Here is a 19108-nt window from a genome sequence, read left to right on the forward strand (position 1 = left end):
CCCCACCTGCCGTCGTGCCTGCGCGGGCGGGCATAAAAAAAGGGCGCCGGTGACCGGCGCCCTCTTCGTTTGACGACTTTCGCGGAACTCAGCCCGCGAACGCCCTCTGGCACCAGGCCAGCAGCGGTGCCCAGGTGAAACCCAGGACCAGCAGCGCGAGCGCATTGATCGAGAGCACCCAGCGGGCCGGGGCGTCCGCGGTGGCGCGGACGTCCTTGCCTTCCACCGGCGTGTCGAAGTACATCACCTTCACCACGCGCAGGTAGTAGTACAGGCCGATGATGGCGAACACCGCGCCCACAATCGCCAGCCACAACATGCCCGCGTCGATCGCCGCCTTCAGCACCAGCAGCTTGCCGAAGAAGCCGAACAGCGGCGGCACGCCGGCCAGCGAGAACATCACCAGCAGCATCAGGAAGGCGAACCACGGCGAGCGCTGGTTCAGGCCGCGCAGGTCGTCGATCTCCTCGCACTCGAAGCCCGAGCGCGACAGCACCAGGATCATGCCGAAGGCCGCGGCGCTGGTGAGCGCATAGCTCACCGCGTAGAACATCGAGGCCGAATAACCTTCCGGACCCGCGTTGACCAGACCCACCAGGAGATAGCCCATGTGCGAGATGGTCGAATAGGCCAGCAGGCGCTTCAGGTTCGTCTGCACGATGGCCACGAGGTTACCGATGGCCAGCGACAGCACCGCCAGCACGGCCAGCATCATCTGCCACTGCGGAGCCAGGCCCGACGCGCCGCCGGCGATATCGCCCATGCCCGTGGAGAGCAGACGGTACGCCATGCCGAAGGCTGCCAGCTTCTGCGCCGAACCGATGAACACCGTGACGGCGGTCGGCGAGCCCTGGTAGACGTCCGGAATCCACATGTGGAACGGCGCGGCGCCCAGCTTGAAGCCGATGCCCACGATCATGAAGACCAGGCCGAACAGCAGCAGCGTCTTCCACTCCGTGCCGACGATGGCGGCGTGGATCGTGTGCAGGTCGAGGCTATGCGTGGCGCCGTAGACCATCGACATGCCGTACAGCAGCATGCCCGAGGCCAGCGCGCCCAGCACGAAGTACTTGATGGCCGCTTCCGACGACAACTGCGAATCGCGGTTCAGCGCGACCAGCGCATACGACGACAGCGTAAGCAGTTCGAGGCCCAGGTACACCGTGACGAGGCTGCCGGCGGCAACCAGGAACATGATGCCCACGGTGGCGAAGATCGACAGCGTGTAGAACTCGCCGAACGGGATCGCCCTCTCCTTCAGGTAAGGACGCGCGTAGACGAAGATCACCGCCATGATCAGCAGCGAGAACAGCTTCAGCACTTCCGAAACGCCGTCGCGGACGAACATGCCGCTGAAGGCCGTGACCGGCGTGGCGGGCTGTCCGTCGACGACGAGGTAGGCGCCGACCAGCAGCACCACGATGGAAAGCCAATGGACGATGCCCTTCTGGGCCGGCTTCAGGTACGCATCCAGAAGGAGCAGCACGCAAGCCGCCACCACGAGGTATGCCTCGGGGAGCAGGATCAGGATGTCGTTGATACTCGGCATGGATAGTTCCCGCTCAGACTTTGGTGATGGCCAGCTGCTCGACGATACGAGCAACGGACGCATCCATCAGGTGGACCAGCGGCTCGGGCCAGATACCGAAAACCAGCACGCCGGCCGCGAAGGCGCCAAGCACGAAGATCTCGCGACCGTTGACGTCCTTCAGTTCCGCCACGTGCTTGTTCTTGATGTCGCCCCAGAGCACGCGCTTCACCATCCACAACGTGTAGGCGGCGCCGATGATCAGGGTGAAGGCGGCGAACAGCGCGATCCACGGATTGGCGCTGAACGAGGCCAGGATGACCATGAACTCGCCCACGAACCCGCTGGTGCCCGGCAGGCCGCTGTTGGCCATGGCGAACAGCACGTAGAACGGCGCGAAGATCGGCATGACGTTGATCACGCCACCGTAGTCCTTGATCTGGCGCGTGTGCATGCGGTCGTAGAGCACGCCGATGCAGGTAAACATGGCGCCCGAGATGAAGCCGTGCGAGATCATCTGCACCATCGCGCCCTGCATGCCCAGGCGAGCGGCTTCCGGGTTGTTCGACTCGCGAACCAGCATGAAGGCGATGAAGATGCCCAGCGTCACGAAGCCCATGTGGGCGATCGACGAATAGGCCACCAGCTTCTTCATGTCCTGCTGCACCAGCGCGATATAGCCGATGTAGCAGACCGCGATGAGGCTGAGCACGATGACCAGCCACGCGAACTCGTGCGAGGCGTCCGGCGTGATCGGCAGGCTGAAGCGCAGGAAGCCGTAGCCGCCGATCTTCAGCATCACCGCCGCCAGCACCACCGAACCGCCGGTGGGCGCTTCCACGTGGGCGTCCGGCAGCCAGGTGTGCACCGGCACCATCGGCACCTTGATCGCGAAGCCCAGCAGGAAGGCGAAGAACAGCCAGGCCTGCTCGGTCAGCGTCAGGTGCACGTTGACCATGTCGGCGATGGCGAAGCTGCCGCCGGTCTTGTGGTACAGGTAGATCAGGCCGACCAGCATGAAGATCGAGCCGAAGAACGTGTAGATGAAGAACTTCAGCGTGGCGTAGACACGGCGCGGGCCGCCCCAGATACCGATGATGATGAACATCGGGATCAGCATGGCCTCGAAGAACACGTAGAACAGCAACGCGTCCGTGGCGCAGAACACGCCGATCATCAGGCCCTCCAGCACGAGCATCGCGGCCATGTACTGGTGCGGCTTGTTCTGGATGATTTCCCACGCGCCCACGATCACCAGTATCTGGACGAAGGTCGTGAGGATGATCAGGGCGATCGAGATGCCGTCGACGGCCAGCGAGTAGTTGATGCCGAGCGACGGGATCCAACTCAGCGACTCGCCGAGCTGGAGCGTGCCGGTGGTGACATCGTAGGCAGGCAGGAGGGCAAGGCTGGCCGCGAAGGTGGCAACCGCCACCAGCAGCGAGATCCATCGGGCGAGGCCGGGCCGGCCGGCGCCGGCGAGCAGCACCGGGACGGCACCGACGACCGGGAGCCAGATCAGCAGGCTGAGCAAGTGATTCGACATAGAGCTCGTTTCCCTTATTGCCCGATCAGCCAGTACCCGCCGAGGAGCAGGATCAGACCGAGGATCATGGCGAACGCGTAGTGGAAGAGGAATCCGGATTGCAGGCGGCGGGCGCCGCCGGCGATGCGCTGCACGAGGCTGGCCGAACCGTTGACGATGGCACCGTCGATGATGGCGGCGTCGCCAACCTTCGACAGGCCTTCGCCCAGCTTCACGCCACCCTTGGCGAACACCGCAAAGTAGAGTTCGTCGATCCAGTACTTGTGGTTGAGCACTTCGTAGACCGGCTTGAGCGCGCTCTTCGCCTTGTCGGCCACGGACGGATTGAACAGGTACACGTAGGTCGCCACGGCGAAGCCCGCGAAGGCCAGCCAGAACGGCGCGGCCGCGAAGCCGTGCAGGCCCATGGCCAGCGCGCCGTGGAATTCGTGCGCCAGTTCGCCCAGGACGTTGTTGGCTTCGTTGACGTGGATGGCCTTGCCGAACCAGTCGCCGAAGAGCATCGGGCCGACGGTGAGGAAGCCGATGACGATCGACGGAATCGCCAGCAGCACCAGCGGCACCGTCACCACCCACGGCGACTCATGCGGCGCGTGCTCAAGGACGCCCGGGGTGTGGTGCGGATCTTCCTTGTGCGTGTCCGCATGGTCTTCGTCGTGCGCCTCGCCGTGCGGGTCGTGCCCGTGCGGCTGGTCGTGCGTGGCATGGGCGGCATGCGCGTGGCCGTGGGCCACGGTGAAGCGCTCCTTGCCATGGAAGGTCATGTAGAGCAGGCGGAAGCTGTAGAGCGACGTGACGAACACGCCCGCCAGCACGCAGAAGTAAGCGTAACCGGCACCCCAGCGATGCGACTCGCCCACCGCCTCGATGATGGCGTCCTTCGAATAGAAGCCCGCGAAGAACGGCGTGCCGGCCAGGGCCAGCGAGCCGATCCACATCGTAATCCAGGTGACCGGCATGTACTTGCGCAGGCCGCCCATGTAGCGCATGTCCTGCTCGTGGTGCATGCCGATGATGACCGAGCCGGCGCCGAGGAACAGCAGCGCCTTGAAGAAGGCGTGGGTCATCAGGTGGAACACGGCGCCACTATAGGCGGACACGCCCAGCGCCACGGTCATGTAGCCCAGCTGCGAGAGCGTGGAATACGCGATCACGCGCTTGATGTCGTTCTGCACGATGCCGATCAGGCCGGTGAACAGCGCCGTGGTGGAACCGATGACGAGGATGAACGACAGCGCGGCGTCGGTCAGCTCGAACAGCGGCGACATGCGGGCGACCATGAAGATGCCCGCGGTCACCATCGTGGCCGCATGGATCAGCGCCGAGATGGGCGTGGGGCCTTCCATCGAGTCGGGCAGCCACACGTGCAGCGGCACCTGGGCGGACTTACCCATGGCACCGATGAACAGCAGCACGCCGATCACCGTGGCGGCATCCCACGCGTGGTTCTGGGTGATCTGCAGCGTCTTGCCGACCAGCGACGGGGCATGGTCGAAGGCGGTCTGGTAATCCAGCGTGCCCAGGAAGAACAGGATCGCCGAGATGCCCAGCAGGAAACCGAAGTCGCCCACGCGGTTGACCAGGAAGGCCTTGAGGTTGGCGAAGATCGCCGTCGGGCGCTTGTACCAGAAGCCGATCAGCAGGTACGACACCAGGCCCACCGCTTCCCACCCGAAGAACAGCTGCATGAAGTTGTTGCTCATGACGAGCATCAACATCGAGAAGGTGAACAGCGAGATGTAGCTGAAGAAGCGCTGGTAGCCCGGGTCGTCCGCCATGTAGCCGATGGTGTACAGGTGCACCAGCAGCGACACGAAGGTGACGACCACCATCATCATGGCGGTGAGGCGGTCGACCATGAAGCCGACCGAGGCGTGGAAGTGGCCGACCTGGAACCAGGTGTAGACGTCCTGGTTGAAGTTCTGCGCGCCGCCCCAGACCAGCTGGTAGAGCACGTAGAACGACAGGCCGCAGGCGATCGCCACGCCGAGGATGGTCGCGGTGTGCGCCCCTGCCCGGCCGATCACCCTGCCGAACAGGCCGGCCAGGATCGAGCCCACCAGCGGTGCCAGGGCGATCGTCAGCAGGATTGAAAGCGAGAGACTCATCGGATCAACCCTTCATGCTGTCGATTTCGGCGACGTTGATCGTGCTGCGGTTACGGAACAGCAGGACCAGGATCGCCAGGCCGATGGCGGATTCCGCCGCGGCCACGGTGAGGATGAAGAACACGAACACCTGGCCGCCCACGTCGCCGAAGAAGCGCGAGAAGGCCACGAAGTTGGTGTTCACCGCGAGGAGCATCAGCTCGATCGCCATGAGCAGCACGATCACATTCTTGCGGTTGATGAACATGCCGGCGACGGCGATGCAGAACAGGATCGCGCCGAGCACGATGTAATGGGAAAGCGTGATCACGGGGCGTTCTCCTGCGGGGGCACGACGACCGGAGCCGGATTCACCGAAGCCGGACGCTCCACGGCGACCTTCACGACGCGGACGCGGTCGGCGGCGTTCACGGCCACCTGCTGCGCAGCGGACTGGTGGCGCATGCCGGTGCGCTGGCGCAGGGTGAGCGCCACGGCGGCCACGATGCCCACGGTGAGGATCAGCGCGGCGATCTCGAACGGCAGCAGGAACTCGGTGTAGAGCGCCTGCCCCAGCCACGCCACGTTGGAATCGCCGGCGGGGTTCGGGCCGAGCGTGTGCGCGTGCATGGCCTTCACGCCGATCATCGCCAGCATTTCCGCCAGCATGACCAGGGCCACGATGATGCCCACCGGCAGGTAGCGGATGAAGCCCTCGCGGACCGCCTCCTGCTTGATGTCGAGCATCATGACCACGAACAGGAAGAGCACCATCACCGCGCCCACGTAGACGACCACGAGGGCGATGGCGAGGAACTCCGCTTCGGCCAGCAGCCAGACGCAGGCCATGCTGAAGAAGGTGAGCACCAGAGAGAGCACGGCGTGTACCGAGTTCTTCACGCTGATGACCATCAGGCCGCCGAGGACGGCCACGGCGCCGAAGAAGTAGAAACAGATGAGTTGGAGCAGGTCGGTATTCATCGCATGGTCTCCGGGCGCTCAGCGGTACGCCGCGTCCTGAGCGCGGGCGGCGGCGATGTCCTGCTCGAAGCGGTCGCCGATGGCCAGCAGCTGGGCCTTCGTGACCACGTTCTCGCCACGGTGTTCGAAGTGGTATTCGTGCACGTGCGTCTCGACGATCGAGTCCACCGGGCAGCTCTCTTCGCAGAAGCCGCAGAAGATGCACTTGAACAGGTCGATGTCGTAACGCGTGGTGCGGCGCTGGCCGTCCTCGGCGCGCGGCGCCGAGTCGATCGTGATCGCCAGCGCCGGGCACACCGCCTCGCACAGCTTGCACGCGATGCAGCGTTCCTCGCCGTTGGCGTAACGGCGCAGGGCGTGCAGACCGCGGAAGCGGTTGGACTTGGGAATGTGCTCCATCGGGTAGCGCATCGTGTACTTCGGCTTGAACATGTAGCGCATGGTCAGCGCCATGCCCTGGAACAGCTCGATGAGCAGCAGGCTCTTGAAGTAATGGGTAACGCGGGTCATGACTTTCTAAGCTCCCGTGCCGAGGTGGACCCAGCCGAAGTACTTCATGCAGCCGGCGACGAGGACCCAGACGATGGTGATGGGGATGAAGACCTTCCAGCCGAGGCGCATGATCTGGTCATAGCGATAACGCGGGAAGCTGGCGCGGAACCACAGGAACAAGAAGGCGAAGAGGAAGGCCTTGATGAACAGCCAGTGGAAGCCGCCGTGCCCGATGAAGCCCCAGGATTCCGGGAACGGCGACAGCCAGCCGCCCATGAACAGGATCGAGGCGAGGAAGCTCACCAGGATCATGTTGGCGTATTCGGCCAGGAAGAAGATGGCGAACGCAGAACCCGAGTACTCCACGTGGAAGCCCGCCACGATCTCGGATTCGCCTTCGGCCACGTCGAACGGCGCGCGGTTGGTTTCGGCCACGCCCGAGACGAAGTAGATGACGAACACCGGCAGCAGCGGCAGCCAGAACCAGTCGAAGAAGTTGCCGCTCTGCGCGTTGACGATGGCCGTGAGGTTCAGGCTGCCCGTGAGCACCAGCACGCACACGATGGACATGCCCATCGCCAGCTCGTAGGAAATGACCTGGGCGGCCGCGCGCATGGCGCCGAGCATCGCGTAGCGCGAGTTCGACGACCAGCCGGCGAGGATGATGCCGTACACGCCCATCGAGGTCATGGCGAGCAGGTACAGCACGCCGGCGTTGACGTTCGCGAGCACGGTTTCCGGACCGAACGGCACCACCGCCCACGCCGCCAGCGCCGGCACGAGGGCCAGCATGGGGGCGAGGTAGTAGAGGAACTTGTTCGCGTTGGTCGGAAGGATCACTTCCTTCAGCAGCAGCTTGACCACGTCCGCGAAGGCCTGCAGCAGGCCGAGGGGACCGATCTTGTTCGGCCCCATGCGCACGTGCATCCAGCCGATGACCTTGCGTTCCCAGTAGACGAACATGGCCACCGCGATGATCAGCGGCAACACGATCGCCACGATGAACAGTACGGGGATCAACAGGTGATGGATGAGTTGATCGGCCATGGTCATGCCTTGCTCAGGGTGATGGCCGCGCCGTACGGGGGCAGCATGGCGGTTTCGGAATGCGCGGCCTCGATCCACACGGCGCCCTTCGGCACCGCGGCGTCGACAGCCACCGGCAGGACGGCGTCGCCGATGCGGGCATTGCCGCCGTCGGCGAGGCCGAGCGCGCCGGCGTCGTCCGCGTTGATGCGCACGGCGGCCGGACGGTTCAGCGGATGCGCGTTCAGCGCGCCGGCACGGCGAAGCACCGCGTCGCCGCGATAGATCGGCGTGGTGGCGAGGCGCGAGAAGGCCACCGCCGCCCCACGCTGTGCCAGCTGCTGGCGGGTTTCCGAGGCGCGCTCGGTCAGGCCGTCACGCAGGCCGGCGAGGTCGTCGAACTCGAAGCCCGGCAGGTTCAGCGCGCCGCCGAGGGCACGCAGCACCTTCCAGCCCGGACGCGCGTCGCCCGGCGCCTTGGCGCCTGCGAGCACCGCCTGGCTGTTGCCTTCGACATTCACCAGCGTGGCGTCGATTTCCGGAGTGAGGCCGATCGGCAGGATCACGTCCGCCGAGTCCTTCAGCGCATCGCCCGCGAAAGCCGCGAAAGCCACGACGGTCTGCGCCGAGTGCATTGCCTGCAGCGCGAGGGTGCCATCGGCGAAGTCGTGCGGCGGCTCCACGTTGTACAGCACGTAACCCTTGCGCGGCTGCGCCAGCATGGCCCGTGCATCGAGACCGCCGGCGCTGGGCAGCACGCCCACCGCGGACAGGCCCAGCGCGTTCGCGCCGACCGGAATCTCGTTGAAGGCGGCACCGGTGGCCTGCGCGATGAAGCGGGCCAGCGCACGCAGCCACGAGGCTTCCGGGTGGGTGGCTGCGGCGTGGCCGAAAACCACCACCGTGCCGTCGCCGGACAGTGCCTTGAAAGCCTCGCGATGCGCGTCGGTGGTCTCCACACCCTGGAGGGCGGAAGCCAGCGCGTCCGGCAGCTTGGCACCGTTCTCGCTCGCGGCCTTGGCCAGCACGAGGAGCTCGTTCACCAGCACATGCGGCGCTGCGACCGACTCACCGGCCAGCGGGTAGTTGAAGTTGAAGTGCGCCGGATTGACGGCGTAGACCTTGGCGCCCTGCTTCACCGCCTGACGGAGGCGATGGTTGAGCAGCGGCACTTCGTGGCGCAGGTCGGAACCGACCAGCAGTGCGGCCTTCACCGTCTGGAACGACGCGATGGTCGAGGCGAACGGCTTCGCGAAGGCGTTGTCGGCGAAGTCGAGCTGACGCAGGCGGTGGTCGATGTGCGCGCTGCCGAGGCCGCGGGCGAGACGGACGAGCAGCTCGCCCTCCTCGTTCGACGTGGCGCCATGCACGAGCACACCCAGATCGGAGCCGGCGACGCTCTTCAGCGCCTCGCGGGCGACCGACAGCGCGTCGTCCCACGTGGTGGCGGACCACTGGCCGTTGCGCTTCACCATCGGCGTCTTCACGCGATCGGCGGCGTACAGGCCCTGGTGGCTGTAGCGGTCGCGGTCGGACAGCCAGCACTCGTTGATGGTTTCGTTGTCGCGCGGCACGTTGCGCAGCACTTCGCCGCGGCGCGTGTGCATCCACAGGTTGGAGCCCAGCGCATCGTGGTAGCCGATGGACGGGCGCGCGATCAGTTCCCAGGCGCGGGCCTGGAACTGGAACGGCTTGTTGGTGAGCGCGCCGACCGGGCAGACGTCTATGATGTTGCCCGACAGTTCGCTCTCGATCGTCTTGCCGATGTACGTGCCGATCTCGAGGTTCTCGCCGCGGCTCATGCCGCCCAGTTCGTACGTGCCGGCGATCTCGCTGGTGAAGCGGACGCAGCGCGTGCACTGGATGCAGCGGGTCATCTCGGTGGCGATCAGCGGGCCGAGGTTCTCGTCGGCCACCGTGCGCTTGCGCTCGTTGAACCGCGACACCGACCGGCCGTAGCCGAGCGAGACGTCCTGCAGTTCGCACTCGCCGCCCTGGTCGCAGATGGGGCAGTCGAGCGGATGGTTGATGAGCAGGAACTCCATCACGTTGCGCTGCGACTTCAGCGCCTTGTCCGAACGCGTGAAGACCTTCATGCCCTCGCCCACCGGCGTGGCGCAGGCCGGCGCCGGCTTCGGCATCTTCTCGATCTCCACCAGGCACATGCGGCAGTTGGCGGCGATCGGGAGCTTGCGGTGGTAGCAGAAGCGCGGGATGGGAATACCGACGGCATCGGCCGCCTGGATGATCATCGACCCCTTGGCTACCTGCACCGGTACGCCGTCGATCTCGATGTTGACGAGGTCCGGCGCGGCATTGGCTACGGGCTGCGCACTCATGCAGCGACTCCAGTGGTGACCGTGTCAGCCGGGCCGTCCACGAGCGAACGGCCATGCTCCACGAAGTATTCGAATTCGTGCCAGAAGTGGTACAGGAAGCCCTGCACCGGCCACGCGGCAGCTTCACCGAAGGCGCAGATGGTGTGGCCTTCGATCTGGCCGGCGACGGCCTTCAGGCGATGCAGGTCGTCCTGCGTACCCTGCCCTTCGACGATGCGCGACAGCACGCGGTACATCCAGCCGGTGCCTTCGCGGCACGGCGTGCACTGGCCGCACGACTCCGCCATGTAGAAGCGCGCGATGCGATGGCAGGCGCGGACCATGCAGGTGGTTTCGTCCATGACGATCACGGCACCGGAACCGAGGCCCGAACCCGCCTTCTGCAGCGAGTCGTAGTCCATCGTGCATTCCATGATCTTCTCGGCCGGCAGCACCTTCATCGAGGAACCGCCGGGGATGACCGCCTTCAGCTTCTTGCCGCCGCGCACGCCGCCGGCCATCTGCAGCAGGTCGGCGAACGAGGTGCCCAGCTTGATCTCGAAGTTGCCCGGGTTGTTGACGTGGCCGGACACCGAGAAGATCTTCGGACCGCCGTTGTTCGGCTTGCCGATGTTGAGGAACCACTCCGCGCCATTGCGCAGGATCGCCGGCACCGACGCATACGTTTCGGTGTTGTTGATCGTGGTCGGACGGCCATACAGGCCGAAGCCGGCCGGGAACGGCGGCTTGAAGCGCGGCTGGCCCTTCTTGCCTTCCAGCGACTCCATCAGCGCGGTTTCTTCGCCGCAGATATAGGCGCCTGCGCCGAGGGCGTTGTAGATGTCGACGTCGATGCCCGAACCGCCGATGTCCTTGCCCAGCAGGCCGGCCGCATAGGCTTCCTTCAGGGCTTCCTCGATGTGCTCGAACGGCTCGTGGTGGAACTCGCCGCGGAGGTAGTTGTAGGCAACCGTGGACCCGGTGCAGTAGCAGGCGATCGCCAGGCCTTCGATGACCGCGTGCGGGTTGAAGCGCAGGATGTCACGGTCCTTGCAGGTGCCCGGCTCGGATTCGTCCGAGTTGCAGAGGATGTACTTCTGGCCCGGCGCCGTGCGCGGCATGAAGGACCACTTCAGGCCCGTCGGGAAGCCGGCGCCGCCACGGCCACGCAGCGCGCTCTTCTTGATCTCTTCGATCAGCGCGGCGGGATCGGGCTTCTCGGCGAGGATCTTGCGCCACGCCTTGTAGCCGTCGACCTTCTCGTAGCTCTCGAGGGCCCAGGGCTTTTCGAAGTGCAGGGTCGTGTAGACGACCTGGTGTTCCTGCGGTGCGGGTCCGACCGGACCGGTGGTGCTAGCCATTGCCCTTACCTCACTTGAGACCGTCGAGGATCGCGTCGACCGATTCGGTCGTCAGCTTCTCGTGGTAGTGACCGTTGACGACCATCATCGGGGCGCCGGCGCATGCAGCCAGGCACTCCTCTTCCTGCTTCAGGTAGACGCGGCCGTCGGCCGTGCTTTCGCCGGTCTTGATGCCGAGTTTCTTCTCGCAATGGCGCACGATGCCCTCGGCACCGTTGAGCCAGCAGGAAATGTTGGTGCAGATGGCGACGTTGTTGCGACCGACGGGCTTCGTCTCGAACATCGAGTAGAAGCTGGCCACCTCATACGCCCAGATCGCCGGCAGTTCGAGGTACTTGGCGACCGCGGTGATCAGTTCGTCGGTGAGGTAACCCTGGTTCTGCTCCTGCGCGGCCATGAGCGACTGGATCAGCGCCGAGCGCTTGCGATCCGGCGGGAACTTGGACACCCAGTGGTCGATGTGGACACGCGTGTGATCGTTGAGCACGGCGACGGGATCGACGTCCTTGACCTGCTCGAAATGACCGGTGGCTTTCATGGTTCAGTTCACTCCGTCGACTTAGCGGTCGACTTCGCCGAAGACGAGATCGTAGGTGCCGATCATCGCGACGACGTCGGCGAGCATGTGGCCCTTCACGATGGCGTCGATCGAGGACAGGTGCGCGAAGCCCGGCGCGCGCAGGTGCACGCGGAACGGCTTGTTCGCACCGTCGGACACGAGGTAGCAGCCGAACTCGCCCTTCGGCGCTTCCACCGCGGCATAGGTTTCGCCCGCGGGCACGCCATAGCCTTCGGTGAAGAGCTTGAAGTGGTGGATCAGCGCTTCCATGTCCGTCTTCATTTCTTCACGGCTGGGCGGCGCGACCTTGTAGTTCTGCACCATCACAGGACCCGGGTTGGCCTTCAGCCATGCCACGCACTGCTGGATGATGCGGTTCGACTGGCGCATTTCCTCGACGCGCACGAGGTAACGGTCGTAGCAGTCGCCATTCACGCCGACCGGGATATCGAAATCCATGTCCGCGTAGGCGGCGTACGGCTGCTTCTTGCGCAGGTCCCAGGCGATGCCCGAGCCGCGCAGCATGGCGCCGGTCATGCCCCAGGCCTGCGCCTGTTCCGGCGAGATGACGCCGATGCCGACCGTGCGCTGCTTCCAGATGCGGTTGTTGGTGAGCAGCGCTTCGTATTCATCGACGCGCGCCGGGAAGTCGTTGGTGAACTCCGTGAGGTAGTCCAGCATCGAGCCTTCGCGCCAGGCATTCAGGCGCTTGAGGTCGCTGCCCTTGTGCCACGGCGACTCGCGGTACTTCGACATCTGCTCCGGCAGGTCGCGGTACACGCCACCCGGGCGGTAGTACGTGGCGTGCATGCGCGCGCCCGACACCGCCTCGTACACGTCCATCAGTTCCTCGCGCTCGCGGAACGCGTAGAGGAAGACGGCCATGGCGCCGAGATCGAGCGCATTCGAGCCGATCCACATGAGGTGGTTCAGGATGCGGGTGATCTCGTCGAACATCGTGCGGATGTACTGCGCACGGATGGGCGCCTCGATACCCATCAGGTTCTCGATGGCGCGCACGTAGGCGTGCTCGTTGCACATCATCGACACGTAGTCGAGACGGTCCATGTAACCGATGGACTGGTTGAACGGCTTGGACTCGGCGAGCTTCTCGGTGCCACGGTGCAGCAGGCCGATGTGCGGATCGGCGCGGACGATCGTCTCGCCGTCCATCTCCAGCACGAGGCGCAGCACGCCATGCGCAGCGGGATGCTGCGGGCCGAAGTTCATCGTGTAGTTGCGAATTTCTTCCACGGCTTAGTTCTCCCGCCAGTGGTCGGCGGATTCCGCCCTGGCCTGATCGAGGTCGGCGTCGTTGCGGATCGTGCGCGGCACCAGCACGCGCGGCTCGATCGAAACCGGTTCGTACACCACGCGCTTCTGCTCGGGGTCGTAGCGGACCTCGACGTTGCCGATCAGCGGGAAGTCCTTGCGGAACGGGTGGCCCACGAAACCGTAGTCCGTGAGGATGCGGCGCAGGTCCGGGTGGCCATCGAAGATGATGCCGAAGAGGTCGAACGTCTCGCGCTCGAACCAGTCGGCGCCGGGCCAGATCGGCGTGATCGAAGGCACGACCGGGAATGCGTCGTCCTCGCAGGACACGCGCAGGCGGATGCGCTGGTTCCGTTCGATCGACAGCAGGTGGATCACCGCGGCGAAACGGCGCTGCTGCTCCACATGGCGCGGACGCTCCGCCCAGGTGAAACGGCCCATGGCCTCGCCTTCCACGCCGCGCGAGAAACTCTCGCCCTGCGCGGTGTCGGTGTCCCATTCGGTCTTGCCGTAGCCGAAGTAATCGATGCCACATACGTCGATGATGGTGCCGAAGCGGAAGCCGGCTTCATCACGCAGCGCGGTGGCGACGGAGATGAGGTCGCGCGGAGCCACCTCGGCGGTGACTTCGTTGCGCTCGACCTTCACGTTCAGCATGTCGCCGAAGCGCGCGGCGAGCCGTTCGACCAGCGAGGTCTCGTTGATAACGCTCATGATGCCCTGGCCCTGTTAGCGCGCGATCGTGTGGGTGCGGCGGATCTTCTTCTGCAACTGCAGGATGCCGTGGATCAGCGCTTCGGCCGTCGGCGGGCAACCCGGCACGTAGATGTCGACCGGAACGATGCGATCGCAACCACGCACGACCGAATAGGAATAGTGGTAGTACCCGCCGCCGTTGGCGCAGGAACCCATGGAGATGACCCACTTCGGGTCCGGCATCTGGTCGTAGACCTTGCGCAACGCCGGGGCCATCTTGTTCACCAGCGTGCCCGCCACGATCATCACGTCGGACTGGCGCGGGCTGGGACGGAAGATGACGCCGTAGCGGTCGAGGTCGAGGCGCGCGGCACCCGCGTGCATCATCTCGACGGCGCAGCAGGCGAGGCCAAAGGTCATCGGCCACATGGAGCCCGTGCGTGCCCAGTTCATGAGCGCGTCGATGCTGGTGACGCCGAAACCGCGGTTCACCACCGGCGCGTCGCCGTTGGGACGCAGGATGTCGTCGACGAGATTGAGCGGCTCCGGGTTGTGCATCACCCGGTCGATGCTGGTCATCACTCCCATTCGAGCGCTCCCTTCTTCCAGACGTAAGCGAAACCGACCACGAGCAGCGCGAGGAACAGCGCCATTTCGACGAGGGCGATCACGCCGATCTTGTCGAACACCACCGCCCACGGGAAAAGGAAGGCGATTTCGAGGTCGAAGATGATGAAGAGGATGGCGATGAGGTAGTAGCGCACGTCGAACTTCATGCGCGCATCCTCGAAGGCCTCGAAGCCGCACTCGTACGGCGCGAGTTTCTCGGCGTCCGGACGCTTCGGACCGGCAAGCATGCCGATCACCAGGAGGGCGATGCCAAGGCCGATGGCGACGGCGATGAACAACAGGACGGGCCAGTATTGGGCAAGCACGATGCTGCGTACCTCCGCGCCTCGCTGGGCGCATCAGTGACCGTCGGCGGGGACGAGCGGTCCGGCTAGTGTCGCCGGAGCTTTTTTCGAATCGATCCAAACGGACCGCTCCGTGCCGGCGCGACGGACGCGCCAACGACTCCGGATATCCACAATCTCACGTTGGGGAACCGATCTATTGTACCAGTGCGTGCAGGTATTCCGACAAGCCTTAATGAGGCGAAACTGCCTTGCGATGGTGCATTCGCAGGCTTTCGACGGTGCCGCGCCAGCGGTTCACATCGTCTGGGTCGGACGCTCGGACGAGAGGGTGCCCGCCAGCAGGCCCTCGATGCGCTGCCGGGCGGCCTCGCTCTCGGGCGATTCGTTGAACTGGACGCCCACGCCGGCCGTGCGGTTGCCCTGCGCGCCCACCGGGGTGATCCAGACCACCTTGCCGGCGACGGAGAGGCGCTCGTTCTCGTCGATCAGGGTGACCAGGAGGGCCACCTCGTCGCCCAGGCTGTAGCGCTGTGCCGTGGGAGCGAACAGGCCGCCCGTTTTCAGGTAGGGCATGTACGAGATGTACAGGGAGTTCACGTCCTTGATCTTCAGCGAAAGGATGCCCTGTCGCGGCGAGGAGGCGGTGGCGGTCATGGACGTAGGATTCCCTGGATTGACGGCCATGCTAGCTACCCCACGGGGCGGGCTACAAGCCCGACCGGTTCGGGGTCCTGGCCGGCCCAGCCATAGCGGTCGTAGATCCACGGCGTGGACAGGTCGGCGGTGAGCTTCGCGAAGGCCGGGCCCGGAGCGTCGCGCAGGGGCAGGATCCAGTCGCCGCCCGACCGCTCCAGGGGCGCCTTCCGCCACGGCCACACCACCACGCCCTTCCCGTCTGCCAGGACCACCCGCAGGCGGGCGCGGGCCAGCGGGCCGGGCCGCCATGGCAGGCGCAGGGCGCCGGTGCCGGGTGCGGGCGGCGGGCGGTCGAAGCGTTCCGGCCGCGACGCTACGCGGAGCATCCGCTTCCGGCTGAGGGCCATCTGGGTCGCGTGTTCCAGCACGGCGCTGACTTTCGTCGCCTGCCGCTCCGGGTCGAGGTCCGGCACCAGCAGGTCTTCCGGCGCCGAGCGCTCCGTCCCGTGCACCATGTAGGTGAGCACGTCGGCCATCGACCCGGCCGCCGCCAGGGCTAGCCGGGCCAGTACGTGGGCCGAGCCGTGGTCGGGATGGGTGTCCCCCAGATCGGGGATGACCACGAGATTGGGCCGTACCCGCTCCAGCACGCGGCGGACCGATGCCAGGGCCTCGGCATGGCGCACGCGCAATTCCTTGGTGACCTCCATGTCGTGCCAGCCGAGGGCGTGCAGGTGGTCGGACCCGACCCCCAATCGACCCAGGGCCGCCGCCACCTCACCACGGCGCCTGGCGCCCCAGCGCGCTCGCGCGCTGGCGTCGACGACGAGGCGCCGCTCCAGCCAGCGCTGCGGCCAGGGGTTGTCGTCGCCGTCGGTCAGCAGCAGCACGTCGGCACGCCCGCCCGCCGCCAGCGTGCGCTGGATCAGCATGCCCGCGGCCAGCGATTCGTCGTCCGGATGCGGGGCGACGACGAGGAGACGGGTGCTGCCGTCGATGACCGGATGGCGTGCCAAGGAGTGCTCCTGATGAATCGAAACGTCGGCTCGATTAAGACCGAAGACGCGATAAAAGCGCGTCAACGGGCATGGCTTCAGCGCCAGGCGGCGAGCACTTCGAGGAGCACGAGGTCGGCGCGCAGGGGGCCACGCAGTGCATCGCGCGCCCGGTTGGCCTTGCCGTACCAGCCATCGAGGGCTTCGTCGTCGAGCTGGCTCTCCAGCGGCGGCGGCATTCCGGCGGCGCGGGCGCGCAATTCGTCGGTGGCGGCCTGCGCGGCAAACCAGAGATAGCGCGCCGGATCGGCGGCCTGCCAACGCTTGATGACTTCCATGGCGTCGCCCCGCCCCGCGGCCAGCGCCTTCAGGTCGTGACGGACCTCGCCGCGCTGCTTCAGTGCGCCGTCGGCCGCCCACGCCCGCGCCATGCCGGGATTGCCGCCGGCGGCTTCCAGCGCGGCGGTGGCGTCGGCCACGCCCTGGGCGCGTAGCCACTCGAGGGCCACGTCGCGCGGGGGCACCAGGAAGTCGATGCGCTGGCAGCGGCTGCGAATGGTCGCAGGCAATCGCGCCGGCTGGTCGGCGACGAGCACGAGAAGGGTCGACGGCGTCGGTTCCTCGAGCGTCTTCAGCAGGGCATTCGCCGCTGCGGCGTTCATCGCGTCGGCAGGGTCGATCGTCACTACCTGCCAGCCACCGAACTGGCTGGCCATCGACAGCCTCTGCGAGAGGTCGCGTACCTGGTCAACCACGATCTCGCTGCGTGTGACGCCGTCCTTGCGCAGCCCGAACGACAACGCGACGAGGTCGGGGTGCGAACCGGCATCCACCAGCTGGCACGCACGGCAGGCGCCGCAGGCCTCGCCGTCCACCGGTCGCTGGCAAAGCAGGCCTTTCACGAAAGCGGCCAGGAAATCGCGCTTGCCCAGCCCCGCGGGGCCGGCCAGCAGCAGCGCATGCGGGAGCGCACCCCGCTCGTGCCGCGCCTGCAGCCGAGACCAGGCGTCGTCGTGCCAGGGCCAGCGGCTCATCGCGTGCCTCCGGCAAGGAGGGGAACGAGGCCACCGACCGCCTGCGCGAGCACGTCCGCTTTCGAGGCCGAGGCGTCGAGCAGGCGGAAACGGGCGGGATCGGCGGCGGCACGGGCGCGGTACGCATCGCGCACGCGTTCGAAGAAGGCGTCGCCCTCCACCTCGATGCGATCGGCTTCGCCGCGGCCGGCGGCGCGGGCACGGCCATCGCTGACCGGCAGGTCGAGCAGCAGGGTCAGGTCGGGACGCAGGCCTTCCGCCGCCCACCGTTCCAGTTCGGCGATACGCTCGATGGGCTGGCCGCGGCCGCCACCTTGGTACGCATAACTGGCATCGGTGAAGCGGTCCGAGAGCACCCAGCGTCCGGCGGCCAGCGCCGGCTCGATCACCTGGCGCACGTGCTGCGCCCGGGCGGCGAACATCAGCAGCAGTTCTGCCTCGGCGCAGAGCGCGTTGTTCGCGGCATCGAGCACGACGGCGCGCACGGCCTCGCCCACCTCAGTGCCGCCCGGTTCGCGGGTGACGACGAGGTCGATGCCACGCTCGCGCAGGTGTTCCTCCAGGCCGCGCAGCAAGGTGCTCTTGCCGGCGCCTTCGCCGCCTTCGAGGGTGATGAACCGGCCGCGCTGAGTACTCGTCACTGGCATCGCTTCAACTGGTAGCAGGCCACGGCCCGGTTGTGTTCTTCGAGAGTCGACGAGAAGACATGGCTGCCGTCGCCCCGGGCAACGAAATACAGCTCCTTGCCGTCCGCCGGATGCAGCGTCGCCTCGATGGCCGCGCGTCCCGGCAGGGCGATCGGCGTGGGCGGCAGGCCGACCCGCGTGTACGTATTGTAGGGACTGTCGGCCGTGAGGTCGCTGCGGTGGATGTTGCCGGCGTATGCCGCACCCATCCCGTAGATCACCGTCGGGTCGGTCTGCAACAGCATGCGCAGGCGAAGGCGGCGCATGAAGACCCCGGCGATGCGCGGACGCTCGTCAGCCCTGCCCGTCTCTTTCTCCACGATGGACGCGAGGATCAGCGCCTCGTAGGGCGTGGCCAGCGGCAGGTCGGGCGCGCGGCCGCTCCATGCCGTGTCGAGCGTCTTCGACATCGCGGCGTATGCGCGCTTCAGGATGCTCGAGTCGGTATCGCCCTTCACGTACGCATAGGTTTCCGGAAGGAAGCGGCCTTCCGGATGGTCCCCTTCCGCGCCAAGGCGCTTCATCACGTCCGCGTCGTCGGCGCCGGCGGTGTCGTGCGCCAGCGTGTCCACGGAGGCCAGTGCCTTGCGCAGGTCGGCGAAGGTCCAACCGTCGACGATGGTGAAATTGCGCTGCATGACCTTACCCGCTGCCATGTCGGCGATGAGGTTGCGCGGCGTCATGCCGGGACGCAGCACGTACTCACCCGCGTGCAGCCGGCCCGAGGCATGCATTTCCATCGCCAGCAGGCGCCAGTAAAGCGGCGACGCGTGCGTGACCTTGCGTGTACGCAGATCGCGAACGATGTCCTTGAACGAGGCCCCGCGCGCCACGTCGATGCTCTGCCCCGTGGCGGGCACGGTCAGTGGCGTGCCGGCGAAGCGCGCCCAGTCGAACCAGAGCCAGGCGCCGACGGCGATCGCCGCGACCAGCACCACCAGCAGGATGGCCCGCCACAAGGCGGCGCCGCGCAT

General features: G+C 66.3%; 19 protein-coding genes. All 19 read right to left on the reverse strand.

The window, feature by feature from the left end:
* Nucleotides 1–88: 88 nt before the first annotated feature.
* The 19 genes from nuoN to mltG all read right to left on the reverse strand — a co-directional run bounded on the left by nuoN (nucleotide 89) and on the right by mltG (nucleotide 19108).
* A complete protein-coding gene (nuoN, locus tag ACPYOD_RS11375; RefSeq protein ID WP_481301848.1) occupies nucleotides 89–1549 on the reverse strand; it encodes an NADH-quinone oxidoreductase subunit NuoN in 1461 nt (486 codons plus the stop codon).
* A gap of 13 nt (nucleotides 1550–1562) precedes the next feature.
* A complete protein-coding gene (locus tag ACPYOD_RS11380; protein ID WP_481301849.1) occupies nucleotides 1563–3074 on the reverse strand; it encodes an NADH-quinone oxidoreductase subunit M in 1512 nt (503 codons plus the stop codon).
* Between the two features lie 14 nt (nucleotides 3075–3088).
* Nucleotides 3089–5182 (reverse strand): NADH-quinone oxidoreductase subunit L, encoded by a 2094-nt coding sequence (nuoL, locus tag ACPYOD_RS11385; RefSeq protein ID WP_481301850.1) that lies wholly within the window; start codon nucleotides 5180–5182, stop codon nucleotides 3089–3091.
* Between the two features lie 4 nt (nucleotides 5183–5186).
* Nucleotides 5187–5492, reverse strand: coding sequence for an NADH-quinone oxidoreductase subunit NuoK (gene nuoK / locus ACPYOD_RS11390; protein WP_481301851.1), 306 nt, complete (start codon nucleotides 5490–5492; stop codon nucleotides 5187–5189).
* Entirely contained in the window at nucleotides 5489–6142 is a 654-nt protein-coding gene (locus ACPYOD_RS11395; RefSeq protein ID WP_481301852.1) for an NADH-quinone oxidoreductase subunit J, read from the reverse strand. The genes nuoK and ACPYOD_RS11395 overlap by 4 nt, the downstream gene beginning before the upstream one ends.
* Nucleotides 6143–6160: 18 nt before the next feature.
* On the reverse strand, nucleotides 6161–6652 hold the full coding sequence (gene nuoI, locus ACPYOD_RS11400) for an NADH-quinone oxidoreductase subunit NuoI (RefSeq protein ID WP_166698874.1): 492 nt from the start codon (nucleotides 6650–6652) through the stop codon (nucleotides 6161–6163).
* A 6-nt stretch (nucleotides 6653–6658) separates the two neighbouring features.
* A complete protein-coding gene (nuoH, locus tag ACPYOD_RS11405) occupies nucleotides 6659–7681 on the reverse strand; it encodes an NADH-quinone oxidoreductase subunit NuoH (protein ID WP_481301853.1) in 1023 nt (340 codons plus the stop codon).
* Between the two features lie 2 nt (nucleotides 7682–7683).
* The gene (nuoG, locus tag ACPYOD_RS11410) at nucleotides 7684–9999 is read right to left on the reverse strand and encodes an NADH-quinone oxidoreductase subunit NuoG (protein WP_481301854.1); all 2316 of its coding nucleotides are present in this window, start codon (nucleotides 9997–9999) and stop codon (nucleotides 7684–7686) included.
* Entirely contained in the window at nucleotides 9996–11339 is a 1344-nt protein-coding gene (gene nuoF, locus ACPYOD_RS11415) for an NADH-quinone oxidoreductase subunit NuoF (protein ID WP_481301855.1), read from the reverse strand. The genes nuoG and nuoF overlap by 4 nt, the downstream gene beginning before the upstream one ends.
* A gap of 10 nt (nucleotides 11340–11349) precedes the next feature.
* Entirely contained in the window at nucleotides 11350–11877 is a 528-nt protein-coding gene (nuoE, locus tag ACPYOD_RS11420; RefSeq protein WP_481301856.1) for an NADH-quinone oxidoreductase subunit NuoE, read from the reverse strand.
* A gap of 21 nt (nucleotides 11878–11898) precedes the next feature.
* On the reverse strand, nucleotides 11899–13128 hold the full coding sequence (locus ACPYOD_RS11425) for an NADH-quinone oxidoreductase subunit D (RefSeq protein WP_481301880.1): 1230 nt from the start codon (nucleotides 13126–13128) through the stop codon (nucleotides 11899–11901).
* Between the two features lie 27 nt (nucleotides 13129–13155).
* Entirely contained in the window at nucleotides 13156–13884 is a 729-nt protein-coding gene (locus ACPYOD_RS11430; protein ID WP_481301857.1) for an NADH-quinone oxidoreductase subunit C, read from the reverse strand.
* A gap of 15 nt (nucleotides 13885–13899) precedes the next feature.
* Nucleotides 13900–14454, reverse strand: coding sequence for a NuoB/complex I 20 kDa subunit family protein (locus ACPYOD_RS11435; protein WP_072321341.1), 555 nt, complete (start codon nucleotides 14452–14454; stop codon nucleotides 13900–13902).
* A complete protein-coding gene (locus tag ACPYOD_RS11440) occupies nucleotides 14445–14801 on the reverse strand; it encodes an NADH-quinone oxidoreductase subunit A (protein WP_481301858.1) in 357 nt (118 codons plus the stop codon). The genes ACPYOD_RS11435 and ACPYOD_RS11440 overlap by 10 nt, the downstream gene beginning before the upstream one ends.
* A gap of 276 nt (nucleotides 14802–15077) precedes the next feature.
* The gene (locus tag ACPYOD_RS11445; protein WP_167023400.1) at nucleotides 15078–15437 is read right to left on the reverse strand and encodes a PilZ domain-containing protein; all 360 of its coding nucleotides are present in this window, start codon (nucleotides 15435–15437) and stop codon (nucleotides 15078–15080) included.
* A 35-nt stretch (nucleotides 15438–15472) separates the two neighbouring features.
* Nucleotides 15473–16435 (reverse strand): PIG-L deacetylase family protein, encoded by a 963-nt coding sequence (locus ACPYOD_RS11450; RefSeq protein WP_481301859.1) that lies wholly within the window; start codon nucleotides 16433–16435, stop codon nucleotides 15473–15475.
* A gap of 77 nt (nucleotides 16436–16512) precedes the next feature.
* Complete coding sequence (gene holB, locus ACPYOD_RS11455; RefSeq protein WP_481301860.1) at nucleotides 16513–17448, reverse strand: DNA polymerase III subunit delta'; 936 nt, start codon at nucleotides 17446–17448, stop codon at nucleotides 16513–16515.
* The gene (gene tmk, locus ACPYOD_RS11460) at nucleotides 17445–18089 is read right to left on the reverse strand and encodes a dTMP kinase (RefSeq protein ID WP_481301861.1); all 645 of its coding nucleotides are present in this window, start codon (nucleotides 18087–18089) and stop codon (nucleotides 17445–17447) included. Before tmk ends, holB begins: the two co-directional genes overlap by 4 nt.
* Nucleotides 18086–19108: an endolytic transglycosylase MltG gene (mltG, locus tag ACPYOD_RS11465; protein WP_481301881.1), complete on the reverse strand. Its 1023-nt coding sequence runs from the start codon at nucleotides 19106–19108 to the stop codon at nucleotides 18086–18088. The genes tmk and mltG overlap by 4 nt, the downstream gene beginning before the upstream one ends.

Source organism: Luteibacter sp. HAY1-4A (assembly GCF_056755355.1).

Excerpts from the sequence above, each read along its gene's own strand:
- nuoN (WP_481301848.1), bottom strand. The coding sequence starts at position 1,549 with ATGCCGAGTATCAACGACATCCTGATCCTGCTCCCCGAGGCATACCTC.
- ACPYOD_RS11380 (WP_481301849.1), bottom strand. The coding sequence starts at position 3,074 with ATGTCGAATCACTTGCTCAGCCTGCTGATCTGGCTCCCGGTCGTCGGT.
- nuoL (WP_481301850.1), bottom strand. The coding sequence starts at position 5,182 with ATGAGTCTCTCGCTTTCAATCCTGCTGACGATCGCCCTGGCACCGCTG.
- ACPYOD_RS11395 (WP_481301852.1), bottom strand. The coding sequence starts at position 6,142 with ATGAATACCGACCTGCTCCAACTCATCTGTTTCTACTTCTTCGGCGCC.
- nuoI (WP_166698874.1), bottom strand. The coding sequence starts at position 6,652 with ATGACCCGCGTTACCCATTACTTCAAGAGCCTGCTGCTCATCGAGCTG.
- nuoH (WP_481301853.1), bottom strand. The coding sequence starts at position 7,681 with ATGGCCGATCAACTCATCCATCACCTGTTGATCCCCGTACTGTTCATC.
- nuoG (WP_481301854.1), bottom strand. The coding sequence starts at position 9,999 with ATGAGTGCGCAGCCCGTAGCCAATGCCGCGCCGGACCTCGTCAACATC.
- nuoF (WP_481301855.1), bottom strand. The coding sequence starts at position 11,339 with ATGGCTAGCACCACCGGTCCGGTCGGACCCGCACCGCAGGAACACCAG.
- nuoE (WP_481301856.1), bottom strand. The coding sequence starts at position 11,877 with ATGAAAGCCACCGGTCATTTCGAGCAGGTCAAGGACGTCGATCCCGTC.
- ACPYOD_RS11425 (WP_481301880.1), bottom strand. The coding sequence starts at position 13,128 with ATGAACTTCGGCCCGCAGCATCCCGCTGCGCATGGCGTGCTGCGCCTC.
- ACPYOD_RS11430 (WP_481301857.1), bottom strand. The coding sequence starts at position 13,884 with ATGAGCGTTATCAACGAGACCTCGCTGGTCGAACGGCTCGCCGCGCGC.
- ACPYOD_RS11435 (WP_072321341.1), bottom strand. The coding sequence starts at position 14,454 with ATGGGAGTGATGACCAGCATCGACCGGGTGATGCACAACCCGGAGCCG.
- ACPYOD_RS11445 (WP_167023400.1), bottom strand. The coding sequence starts at position 15,437 with ATGACCGCCACCGCCTCCTCGCCGCGACAGGGCATCCTTTCGCTGAAG.
- holB (WP_481301860.1), bottom strand. The coding sequence starts at position 17,448 with ATGAGCCGCTGGCCCTGGCACGACGACGCCTGGTCTCGGCTGCAGGCG.
- mltG (WP_481301881.1), bottom strand. The coding sequence starts at position 19,108 with ATGCGCGGCGCCGCCTTGTGGCGGGCCATCCTGCTGGTGGTGCTGGTC.